We start from the raw sequence: 3066 nt of genomic DNA, 5'->3' as shown, positions 1-3066 counted from the left end.
CGTCGGAATCTGCAAATGGGTGATCGAGGCCGACGACCGGGCCGTCAAATACGGCGAGCCGCGCGTGGTGGACGCCGATTTCATCGCCGAGCACACCTCCGGATTCGAGGCGTTCGCAGCGTTCTGCCGCGATCAGGAGTGGGACGAGATCGAGCGTGCGTCGGGCCTGACCCGGTCGGCGCTGCTGGAAACGGCGAACACCTACATGGCGGCCAACGCCGTCATCGCCAATTACGGAATGGGCGTCACGCAGCACAGGCACGGCGTCGAGACTGCCAAGATGATCGTGAACCTGCTGCTGCTCCGCGGCAATATCGGCAAGCCCGGCGCCGGCATCTCGCCCATTCGCGGTCACTCCAACGTGCAGGGCCAGCGCACCGTCGGCATCTCCGAGAAGACCAAGCTGGTGCCGCTCGACAAGCTCGCCGAGCTCTACGATTTCGAGCCGCCGCGCTGGGACGGTCTGTCCACGGTCGATGCGTGCGAGGGCATCTTGAAGGGTGACGTGCGCGGCTTCGTCAGTCTCGGCGGCAATTTCGTACGCGCCATTCCCGAGCAGATGCTGATGGAGCCGGCTTGGTCGGGCCTGCGCCTGTCGGTCCAGATCGCGACCAAGCTCAATCGCAGCCACATCGTGCCGGGCGAGGTGACCTATCTGTTGCCCTGCCTCGGCCGGATCGAGATCGACGAGCAGGCGAGCGGCCCGCAGGCGGTGTCGATGGAGGATTCCACCACCTGCATTCACGGCTCGCGCGGCCAGCGCACGCCGGTGGCGAAGGATGCCTTGTCCGAGCCGGCGATCGTCGCCGGTCTCGCCAAGGCAACGCTTCAGCCCAATGCCAGGGTGGATTGGGATGGCTGGGTGGCGGATTATTCGCGCGTGCGGGATGCCATCGAGCGGACCTATCCCGACCAGTTCAAGGATTTCAACAAGCGCATGTTCGAGCCCGGCGGCTTCCCAAGGCCGTTGCCGGCGCGCGAGCGCAAGTGGAAGACCCCGAACGGAAAGGCCAATTTCACCGTTCCCAAATTCGCCTTTGCGCCGCCGAAGGAGACGGACGGGGTCTACGAACTGATGACCATGCGCGCCGACGGTCAGTTCAACACCACGATCTACAACGAGGACGACCGCTTCCGCGGCATTCAAGGCGGACGTTACGTCGTGCTGATGAATGCCGCCGACATGGAGGCGGAAGGCCTGACCGCGGACGACACCGTCACTTTGGTGACGGAAGCCGGCGACGGTGTCGAACGCAGCCTGAGCGAGCTCCAGGTCGTGCCCTACGATATCCCGCGGCGAAGTATTGCCGGCTACTATCCGGAGTGCAACGTGCTGATCCCGTTGTGGCACTATGCCGAAGGCAGCAAGGTGCCCGCGGCCAAATCGGTCCCGGTGCGGGTGTTCAAGGATGTGCCGCCGGAGATCGTCGAAGACGGCGAGAAGCTGCCGCCCGCCGGCTGACGCGTGATGTCTTCACGCTCCGAAGGTTCGGAGAGCGATGGACGATCGCTTGGTTCAATCCGCGCCGAGATCGTGCAGCTCGCTCCGCAGCCCTTGGGCGGTCACGTCGAGCGTCGCGAGCGTGATCGGCAGTTTGAAACGGCGACGGCCCGCGCTGCCGGGGTTGAGATAGAGCACGCCGTCGATCGTCTCGATCTTGGGAATGTGGGAGTGCCCGCTGATGACGATGTCGACGCGGCGGGCGAGGGCATCGAAGCGAAGCGTCTTCAGATCGTGCAGCACGTGGAAGGTTCGCCCCGCAAGCTCGACCAGCGCGGTGGAGGGATAGTCCGTCGCCCAGTCGCCGACGTCGACATTGCCACGGATCGCGGTCACAGGCGCAATCCTGCGCAGCGCAGGGATGATGTCGGGGCTACCGATGTCGCCGCCATGGATGATGTGGTCGACACCCGCAAGCGCGCGCTCCGCCGCGGGCCGCAGCAATCCGTGCGTATCCGAGATGATGCCGATCCTGAACATGGTCCCCGCCGGAAACGCAGCTATCGTCCGCGCCGCATCTGGTCGCGGCGCCAGAGCGACGGCGTGGCTGATCCTGGCATCGCGTCGTTCCTCCGTCGTGCCGTCCGGCTTCGCAGATAGCCACGGAGCGCGCGGATTTCAATCGATCGCTCTGTCTAGCCGACCATCGAAACGGCCATGCCGACGATGCACAGGGCCATCGCCGCCGTTGCGATCCAGCCGAGCCAGTACACCGGCCCCCGCACCACGAGATCGCCCATCACGGATTTGCGCCGCACCAGCAGCATCATGACGGTCATGACCGGCGCGGCCAGCACGCCGTTGATGACGGCGCTCCAGTACAGCGCCTTGATCGGGTCGATCGCCGTGAAGTTCAGCGCGATGCCGAGCGCGACGGACAGCGCCAGCACGCTGTAGAAGGCAATCGCCTCCCGCGGCTTGCGCGACAGCCCGACCGGCCATTTGCGTCCTTCGCCGATCGCATAGGCCGTCGAGCCGGCCAGCACCGGGATCGCGAGCAGTCCGGTCCCGATGATGCCGAGCGCGAAGATCAGCTCGGCCAACGCGCCGGCGACGGGGCGCAGCGTTTCCGCGGCCTGCGCGGAGGATTCGATGTCGGTCTTCCCGGAGGCATGCAGCGTCGCCGCCGTCGTCATCATGATCGCGACGGCGATCACATTGGAGACGCCCATGCCGACCAGCGTGTCGAGCCGGATTCGTTTGATCTCTTGCTCCTCCTTGTGCGGTTCGTGCTTGAGCGGCTGCTTGTCCGGATCGATCCGCTGCTCCTCCGCTTCCTGGGAGGACTGCCAGATGAACAGATAAGGCGAGATCGTCGTGCCCAGGATCGCCACCAAGGTGGTCAGGAACGCGCCGCTCCATTCGATCCTGGGGACGAAGAGTCCCTTCAGCGCCTCGCCCCACGGCACCTTGGCCAGGAACAGCGCAATGACATAGGCGAACAGCACCAGCGTCAGCCATTTCAGGATCGCGACATAGCGCTCGTATTTGAAGAAGATCTGCGCGATGACGGAGACCGCGCCGAACACGACGACATAGAGCGTGGCCGGACCGCCGATCAGCAG

General features: G+C 65.1%; 3 protein-coding genes. 1 reads left to right on the top strand and 2 read right to left on the bottom strand.

Annotation, left to right across the window (positions count from 1 at the left end):
* A partial coding sequence (locus NLR35_RS33620) for a molybdopterin dinucleotide binding domain-containing protein (RefSeq protein WP_257170837.1) occupies window positions 1–1462 on the top strand: 1462 nt, incomplete at its 5' end.
* Window positions 1463–1516: 54 nt separating this feature from the next.
* Here the strand turns inward: NLR35_RS33620 and NLR35_RS33615 are convergent.
* Entirely contained in the window at window positions 1517–1981 is a 465-nt protein-coding gene (locus tag NLR35_RS33615; protein ID WP_257170836.1) for a metallophosphoesterase family protein, read from the bottom strand.
* 155 nt (window positions 1982–2136) lie between these two features.
* The coding region (locus NLR35_RS33610) for an NRAMP family divalent metal transporter (RefSeq protein ID WP_257170835.1) at window positions 2137–3066 on the bottom strand (930 nt) is incomplete at its 5' end.

This window comes from Bradyrhizobium sp. SRS-191 (genome assembly GCF_024586915.1).
GTDB lineage: Bacteria > Pseudomonadota > Alphaproteobacteria > Rhizobiales > Xanthobacteraceae > Bradyrhizobium.
Note: the sequence above shows the minus strand (reverse complement) of the source record. Positions and strands in the feature narration are given on the sequence as shown.